Source organism: Achromobacter sp. (assembly GCF_036567245.1).
GTDB lineage: Bacteria > Pseudomonadota > Gammaproteobacteria > Burkholderiales > Burkholderiaceae_B > Achromobacter.
On record NZ_DATCUY010000417.1, the window covers coordinates 1 to 7,876 of the forward strand.

Here is a 7,876-nt window from a genome sequence, read left to right on the forward strand (position 1 = left end):
CCGCCACCAGTGCCAGAAGCGCTGGCGGCGCGCCTGGGCGGCCAGCCTGCAGTTCTCGAACACGCTCAGTTCGGGAAAGATGGTGGACCGCTGGTAGCTGCGGCCCAGGCCGGCGCGGGCGCGGTCGGGCTGGCGCCATGCCGTGATGTCGCGGCCGCCCAGCATGACCTGGCCGCTGCTGGGCGCGAGTTCGCCCGACAGGATGTTGATCAGCGTGGACTTGCCCGCGCCGTTGGTGCCGATGACGGCATGGACCTGGCCGCGTTGCAATGCCAGCGACACGCCGTTCACCGCCGTCAGGCCGCCGAAGCGGCGCGTGACCGCGCTGGCGGCAAGCAGGACGTCAGACATGGGGCTCTCCCTGGATGGGCAGGCGGGCGGGAACCGGACGGCTGGATGAGGCGGTGTCCGGCTTGGGCGCGGCATTGCGGCCGGCGTCGTGGTCCGTGTTGGGCGCGGCATTGCGGGCCGCGCGCCGCTGGCGCAGTTGTGCCGGCAGTCCGGCCAGGCCGTTGGGCAGCAAGGCCACCAGCGCGATGATGGCGATGCCCAAGGGCAGGTGCCAGTGGCGCGCGTACTCGCCGAACAGCTCCTGCGACTGGAACAGTTCCTGCAGCAGCACCAGCGCCACTGTGCCCAGCACCGCGCCGCCCAGGCTGCCCATGCCGCCCAGGATCACCATCAGCAGCACCAGGCCGGATTGTTCCCAGGCCAGCAGCTCCGGCGTGACGAAGCCGTCCTTCAGCGCGAACAGAAAACCCGCCAGGCTGGCCAGCGTGGCGCCCACCACGTAGGCGGCCAGCTTGTAGGGATAGGTCGAGTAGCCGGCCGCGCGCATGCGCTGTTCGTTGATGCGGATGCCGGCCAGCGCGGCGCCGAAGGGCGAGCGCCGCAGCAACGCCAGGAAGCCCCAGGCCAGCGCCAGGCAGGCCAACACGAAGAAATAGAAGGTCCGGCTGTCGCTCAGGTCGAACGGCATCCAGCCGCCCAGGGACAGCTCGGGCCGGAAGTACAGATAAATGCCGTCGCTGCCGCCGCCGATCTTGGTGTCGTGGAACACGTAGTACGCCATCTGCGAGAAAGCCAGCGTGACCATGATGAAATACACGCCGCGCGTGCGCAGCGCCAGCGCGCCGGTCACGAGCGCATAGGCCGCGGCGGCGAGCAGGGCAGCTGGCAGCAGCCACCACAGGCTGGCGGCCTCGGATTCCGGCGACAGCAGCGCCGCAACGTAGGCGCCGATGCCGAAGAAGGCGGCGTGGCCCAGGCTGACCAGCCCGGCGCCGCCCACCAGCAGTTGCAGGCTGAGCGCGAAGATCGCGTAGATCATGATCTTGATCGCCAGGCCGGTGTAGTAGTCGCTGCCGCTCCAGGCAAAGGCGGCCAGGGCCAGCAGCGCCGCAATGGGCAGTAGTCGGTTCAACATGGTCAGCCCTGCTTGAACAGCCCTTCGGGCTTGCAAAGAAGTATGAAGGCCATCAGCAGGTACACCAGCACGCCTGCCGCGGACGGGAACAGCACCTGCCCGAAGGTTTCCACCACGCCCACCAGCATCGCGGCCAGGAACGCGCCGCGGATCGAGCCTATGCCGCCGATCACGACCACCACGAAGCAGATGATGAGCACGCCGTTGCCCATGCCGGGGTAGACGGAAGATACCGGCGCGGCGATGCTGCCGGCCAGGGCCGCCAGCGCCACGCCCGCCGCGAATACCAGGCGGTAGAGCTTGTTGATGTCTATGCCCAGCGATCCGATCATCTCGCGGTTGCTGGCGCCGGCCCGCAGCATCATGCCCAGCCGTGTGCGCGTGATGACCCAGTACAGCAGCAGCGCCACCGCGATGCCGACTGCCGAGATGAACAGCCGGTAGACCGGGTAGGTCATGACGTCGCCCAGCGCGATGCTGCCTTGCAGCCAGGCGGGCAGGGGCACGCCGTGCACGTCGTTGCCCACCAGGATGCTGCGCAGCTCTTCGAAGACCAGGATCAGGCCGTAGGTCATCAGCACCTGCTGCAGGTGGTTGCGCTTGTACAGGTAGCTGAAGAAGGCGGCTTCCAGCAGATAGCCCAGCGCGCCGGCGGCCAGCACGCAGACCGCCAGCGTGGCCAGGAAGCCGCCGCCCAGCCAGCGGTCGACGACCGGGCCCAGCGCGAACGCCATGTACGCGCCTATCATGTAGAAACTGCCGTGGGCCAGATTGATGATGCCCATGATGCCGAAGATCAGCGTGAGTCCGCTGGCCACCAGGAACAGCAGCAAGCCGTACTGGAATGCGTTCAGGCTTTGGATGAGCAGGATGCTGATGTCCATGGGGCCTCCCTGTGGCGGATTGCGGTCAGCGTCAGAGCTTGCAGCCGCGGGCCGGATCGGCCAGCTTCTTCACTGCGACATCGACGACCTTGTTCTCCAGTCCGTCGACGCGGCGCAGATAGATGTCCTGCACCGGGTTGCCGGCGCTGGACAGCGTGAAGGGGCCGCGCGGACTGTCCACCGTGGCGCCGCGCATGGCCTTGCGGAAGTCTTCCTTCTTGGCGAAATCGCCCTTGACCGCGGCCAGGCCCGACTGCATCAGCTGCGCCGCGTCATAGCCCTGCACCGCGTACACGTCGGGCTGCGCCTTGTAGGCCTTGCTGTAGTCGGCGCGGAAGGCGTTGTCGCGCGGCGTGTTCAGGCCGTCGGCATAGTGCAGGGTGGTCAGCAGGCCTTGTGCGGAAGCGCCCTGGGCCTCCAGCGTGCCGTCGGTGAGGAAGCCCGAGCCGTACAGGGGAATGGTCTTGCTCAAGCCAGCCGCATGGTAGTCCTGAACGAACTTCACCGCCCCGCCGCCCGCGAAGAACGTGAACACCATGTCGGGCTTGAGCGCCGCGATCTCGGTCAGCAGCGGCTGGAATTCCACGTTGGGAAACGGCAGGCTCAGTTCCTTCACGACTTTGCCGCCGGCCTTCTCGAAGCCTTCCTTGAAGCCGCCGATGGCCTCGTCGCCGGCCGCGTACTTCCAGGTAATGGTGACGGCTGTCTTGTGGCCCTTGGCGAAAGCCACCGGGCCCATGGCGTAGGCGGGTTGCCAGTTGGTGAACGAGGTGCGGAAGATGCCCGGGCTGCACAGCGGGCCGGTGATGGCATTGGCGCCCGCGTTGGTCACTATCAGCGTGGTGTCGGCATCCTTGGCGGCCTTGGCCAGCGCCATTGCCACGCCCGAGTGCACGGTGCCGATCAGCACATCGACCTGGTCGCGCTTGATCAGGCGGTTGGCGTTCTCGGCGGCTTTGGCGGGATTGGACTCGTCGTCCACCTTGAAGTATTCGATCTCGCGTCCGCCCAGCTTGCCGCCTTGTTCGGCGACGTAGAGCTTGAAGCCGTTCTCGATGGCATTGCCCAGCGCGGCGTAGGTACCGCTGTAGGGCAGCATGAAGCCGACCTTGATCTTGTCGGCGGCCTGGGCGCCGGTGGCGGCGAGCGTCAGAGCCGCGGCGAGCGCAGCCCGGGTCAGGGCGTGGTTCATGGTTAGTCTCCGTGCTTGTTATGGGCCGACGCGGGGTCAGCGGGGTTGTTCCAGGCCGCCGACGAAGCCGGCGATGGCCTGGATAACGCGGGCCGGCTGGTCCTTGTGCGCAGAGTGGCCGCAGTCGGGAATCTCCAGCAGTTCGGTCTGGGGCGCGAGCCGGCGTATGCCGCGGATCTGCGCCAGGGTGCCGTATTCGTCGTCCACGCCCTGGATGGCAAGCACTGGACAGGCGATGCGGGACAGGTATTCGTCCAGGTTCCAGCGGCGGAACGCAGGGTCCAGCCAGATGTCGTTCCAGCCCCAGAATGCCGAATCCGGGTCCGCGTGATAGCGGCCCAGCCGGGCGCGCAGGTCCGTTTCCAGATAGGCCTGGCGCGCCTGCGCGATGCTGGCGACCGACACGTCTTCGACCAGGATGTGCGGGGCCGCGGCCACCACGCCGGCGACGGCATCCGGATGCATCGCGGCATACAGCAGGGCGATGGAGCCGCCGTCGCTATGGCCGAACAGCACCGGCTTGTCGCGCGAGGCATCCACGTCCAGGGCGCGTAGCAATGCGGGCAGCACCTCGCGCGCCTCGCAATGCATGAAATCCACCGGCCGTTTTTCTTCGGGCGGCCGTGGCGTCGATTGCCCATAGCCGTAGCGCGAATACACCAGCCCGCGACAGCCGGCCGCCTCGCAGACGCGTTGGGGCCAATCCTTCCACATGGCCACCGAGCCCAGCCCTTCGTGCAGGAACACCAGCAGCGGGGCGCCGGAGCGATCGGACTCGATCCACTGGCATTCCAGGCGCAGGTCTTTTCCGCCGGCATGGAACTCGGCGAAGACGGCCTCGGCCACCGCGCTGGCGCTCATAGCGTGGCCTCTTCCAGCTGGCGCAGGCGGAAGCGCTGTATCTTCCCGGTGGCGGTCTTGGGTAGTTCTTCGGTGAAATTGATCTGGCGCGGATACTTGAATGGCGCCAGGTGCTGCTTCACGTAGTTCTGCAACGCGGCCCCGGTCTGCGCGTCGGGCTCGAAGCCGGGGCGCAGCACCACGTAGGCCTTGGTCTTGACCAGGCCGTCATGGTCCGGCACGCCGATCACGGCCGCTTCCAGCACGGCCTCATGCTGCACCAGGATGTTCTCGACCTCGACCGGCGACACGTACTGGCCGCTGACCTTGATCATGTCGTCGCTGCGGCCGGCATAGGTGTAGTAGCCGTCCGCGTCGCAGGTGTACTTGTCGCCGCTCTTGAGCCAGTCGCCCAGGAAGCACTGGCGGGTCTTGTCGCGGTTGTTCCAGTACATCAGCGCCGCGCTCGGGCCTTTGATATAGAGGTCGCCGATGGCGCCCGAAGGCACCGGGGCGCCGTTCTCGTCGCGCAGTTGCACTTCATAGCCGGGCACGGGCTTGCCCGTGGTGCCATAACGCAGCTGCCCGGTCTGGTTGGAGATGAAGATGTGCAGCATTTCGGTGGAGCCGATGCCGTCCAGGATCTCGCAGCCGAAGTGGCGCGTGTAGCGTTCGCCGATGTCGCGCGGCAGAGCTTCGCCGGCAGAGGTGCAGATGCGCATGGCCACCTGTTCGCGCGGCGGGAGGTCTGGCGAGGCCAGCATGCTGGCGTACAGCGTGGGCACGCCGTAGAACACCGTGGGCCGGTGCTGGGTAAGGCGCTTGAAGACTGCCTGCGGCGTGGGGCGTTCGCCCATCAGGATGACGGTCGCGCCGACTGATAGCGGGAAGGTCAGGCCGTTGCCCAGGCCATAGGCGAAGAACAGCTTGGCGGCCGAGAACACCACGTCGTCTTCGCGGATGCCGAGCACGGGCTTGGCATAGAGTTCGGCCGTGTGCCACAGGTTGCCGTGGGTGTGGACCACGCCCTTGGGCTTGCCGGTGGAGCCGGAGGAATACAGCCAGAAGGCGATTTCATCAGACAGGGTGCGCGCCGCGGGCGCAAGGGGCGCCGCCGCCAGCAGGGATTCGAATTCACGCGCGGCCTCCGGCAGGGGGCCGGCGGGTTGCGATATCACCAGGTGTTCGATATCGGCCGGGGCCTGCGCCAGCGCCGCCTGCACGACAGGCAGCAAGGCGCCCGACACGAACACGGCCCGCACGCGGCTGTGACCGATGATGTAGGCGTAGTCGTCGGCGGTCAGCAGGGTGTTCACAGCCACCGGCACCACGCCCGCATGCAGCGCGCCCAGGAACGCCACCGGCCAGTCGACCGTGTCCTGCATCAGCACCAGGATGCGCTCCTCGCGCCGCAGGCCCAGCTGGCGCAGTGCGCCGGCCATGCGCGCCACCCGCTCCGCCAGTTCGCCGTAGGAGATCTGGCGCGTATCGTCGATGTAGGCCGGCTTGGCGGCGCGCGGCGCATTGAGCGCCGCCAGGTGGCTGGCGAAGTTGAGTTCGGCGGGACAGGTGTTCACGGTTGTCTCCTGAATGTCCTGTGGGGTGGAAGCCGCGCGGTGTGTTTTTTTCTGGCGGCAGGGCGGGCGCTAGGGCCGCGTGAAATCGATGGCGCCGCCGGGCAGCAGGTACAGCACCAGGGCGCGGCCGCCGCTCACGGTCGGGCTGTGCGCGCTGCCGGGGCCATAGACCAGCCAGCCGGCGCCATGGCCGTCGAAGCGGGCGTCCTCGGTCAGCGGCATGATCATGTCGATCTCGCCATTGGGATGCGCGTGGTGGGGGCCGGCCAGGTCGTTCATGTCGACCACGTCCACCGAGCAGTCCGCCAGGTCCGGCGCCGGTTTGATGACGCGGCCGTAGCGGATGCCGCCGCCTTCGCGGCTGCACATCCATCCCTCGGCCACGCCTTGCCTACAGGTGGCGTATATCTCCTGGAACAGGGGGCTTTGCGGGCCGGCCTCGCGGTTCAGGCTTTCCTGCAGGGCCGCGTCCAGCGGCCGGCCTTCTGTCAGGCGAGTGACCTCGCGCATCAGGGCATGGAATTGGTCAGGCGTACTCACCGGGCTCCTCCTTTACACTGTCGGCGCTTCAGAATCGACATGAAATCGACTGCTGCTTTTTTTGCACATGAGCCGCTTCGGGTTCATGGGAGGAAAAATAGTGCTTCCATTGATTATGGTCAAGCACTATAGTGCATAAAACGTGGTAATCAGGGTTTTTGCGGAGTCACGTAAACATGAATCAAGCGCTAGACGCGGCGCCATCCGAACCCAGGCGGGAAGCGTTCCTGGTGGCATTGGGTGAGCGGGTGCGCCGCCTGCGGGCCATACGCGGTATGACCCGCAAGAGCCTGTCGCAGGTAACCGGCGTATCGGAGCGCCATCTGGCCAACCTGGAACACGGGGTGGGCAATGCTTCCATCCTGGTGCTGCTGCAGATCGCCCGGGCCTTCAACTGCGCGCTGGCCGAACTGGTGGGCGACGTGACCACCGAATCGCCCGACTGGCTGCTGATCCGCGAGTTGCTCAGCGGCCGCACGGAATCCGACCTGCAGCGCGCGCGCGAGGCCCTGACCCAGCTGTTCGGGGTGGGGGCGGGCGCGCAGCGCCCCAACCGCACCCAGCGCGTGGCGTTGATCGGCCTGCGCGGCGCGGGCAAGTCCACCTTGGGCCAGATGCTGGCCGATGATCTGGGCTATCCCTTCGTGGAGCTGAACCGCGAGATCGAGCGCGTGGCGGGATGCAGCATCCTGGAAATCCACAATCTGTACGGCCCCAACGCCTATCGCCGCTACGAACGGCGCGCGCTGGAAGAGGCCGTGCAGATCTATCCCGAAATGGTGCTGGCCACCCCCGGGGGGCTGGTATCCGAACCGGCCACGTTGAACCTGCTGCTGGCCCATTGCTACACGGTTTGGCTGCGCGCCACGCCCGAAGAACACATGGGCCGCGTCATGGCGCAAGGCGACTTCCGCCCCATGTCGGGCAACAACGAAGCCATGGCCGATCTCAAGCGCATCCTTGCCGGGCGGGAAGCCTTCTACGCCAAGGCCGACCTGACGTGGGTCACCAGCAACCTGGAAGTCCAGGAAAGCTTTGCCGGCCTGCGCACCCAGGTTCGAAAGGCCTGCGGCCTGCCGCTATAAATCTGCACTTTTATGCATGTCTCGCTTGACGTGCGCTTTTGCCTGAACTAATCTGCACAATAATTCATGTGATGCAGTATTTTTCCTGTTCAGGCAGGGCGTACGAGGAGACACACCATGAGCAGCACCGCAAACGGGCATGAAACCCGGCCCGAGGCCCGCGTTGATTTCCGCACCCGGCCCGACCTGTACCGCCACTGGCGCCTGACGTTTGACGGCCCCGTTGCAACGCTGGCCATGGACGTGGCCGAAGACGGCGGCCTGCGCCCCGGCTACAAGCTCAAGCTCAATTCGTACGATCTGGGCGTGGACATCGAACTGCACGACGCCCT

Annotated in this window: 8 protein-coding genes and 1 pseudogene; 2 read left to right on the top strand and 7 right to left on the bottom strand. The window is 66.6% G+C overall.

Features of this window, described 5'->3' with window-relative positions; all coding sequences use genetic code 11:
* The 7 genes from VIR09_RS17830 to VIR09_RS17860 all read right to left on the bottom strand — a co-directional run.
* Positions 1-351: ATP-binding cassette domain-containing protein (locus tag VIR09_RS17830; RefSeq protein WP_332014076.1), on the bottom strand; the 351-nt coding region annotated here is incomplete at its 3' end.
* Positions 344-1,426 (bottom strand): branched-chain amino acid ABC transporter permease, encoded by a 1,083-nt coding sequence (locus VIR09_RS17835; RefSeq protein ID WP_332014077.1) that lies wholly within the window; start codon positions 1,424-1,426, stop codon positions 344-346. The genes VIR09_RS17835 and VIR09_RS17830, both read right to left, overlap by 8 nt.
* 2 nt (positions 1,427-1,428) lie before the next feature.
* Positions 1,429-2,310, bottom strand: a complete 882-nt coding sequence (locus VIR09_RS17840) for a branched-chain amino acid ABC transporter permease (RefSeq protein WP_207465473.1) — start codon at positions 2,308-2,310, stop codon at positions 1,429-1,431.
* A gap of 31 nt (positions 2,311-2,341) precedes the next feature.
* Positions 2,342-3,502, bottom strand: a complete 1,161-nt coding sequence (locus VIR09_RS17845; protein WP_332014079.1) for an ABC transporter substrate-binding protein — start codon at positions 3,500-3,502, stop codon at positions 2,342-2,344.
* 36 nt (positions 3,503-3,538) lie between these two features.
* Entirely contained in the window at positions 3,539-4,363 is an 825-nt protein-coding gene (locus VIR09_RS17850; protein WP_332014080.1) for an alpha/beta hydrolase, read from the bottom strand.
* A complete protein-coding gene (locus VIR09_RS17855) occupies positions 4,360-5,919 on the bottom strand; it encodes a benzoate-CoA ligase family protein (RefSeq protein ID WP_332014081.1) in 1,560 nt (519 codons plus the stop codon). The genes VIR09_RS17850 and VIR09_RS17855 overlap by 4 nt, the downstream gene beginning before the upstream one ends.
* A 69-nt stretch (positions 5,920-5,988) precedes the next feature.
* Complete coding sequence (locus tag VIR09_RS17860) at positions 5,989-6,459, bottom strand: DUF4863 family protein (RefSeq protein ID WP_332014082.1); 471 nt, start codon at positions 6,457-6,459, stop codon at positions 5,989-5,991.
* A 176-nt stretch (positions 6,460-6,635) separates the two neighbouring features.
* Between VIR09_RS17860 and VIR09_RS17865 the strand changes: the two genes are divergently transcribed.
* Positions 6,636-7,544 (top strand): helix-turn-helix transcriptional regulator, encoded by a 909-nt coding sequence (locus tag VIR09_RS17865; protein ID WP_006221123.1) that lies wholly within the window; start codon positions 6,636-6,638, stop codon positions 7,542-7,544.
* A 117-nt stretch (positions 7,545-7,661) separates the two neighbouring features.
* Positions 7,662-7,876: pseudogene (locus VIR09_RS17870) on the top strand (benzoyl-CoA-dihydrodiol lyase); the annotation flags it as partial.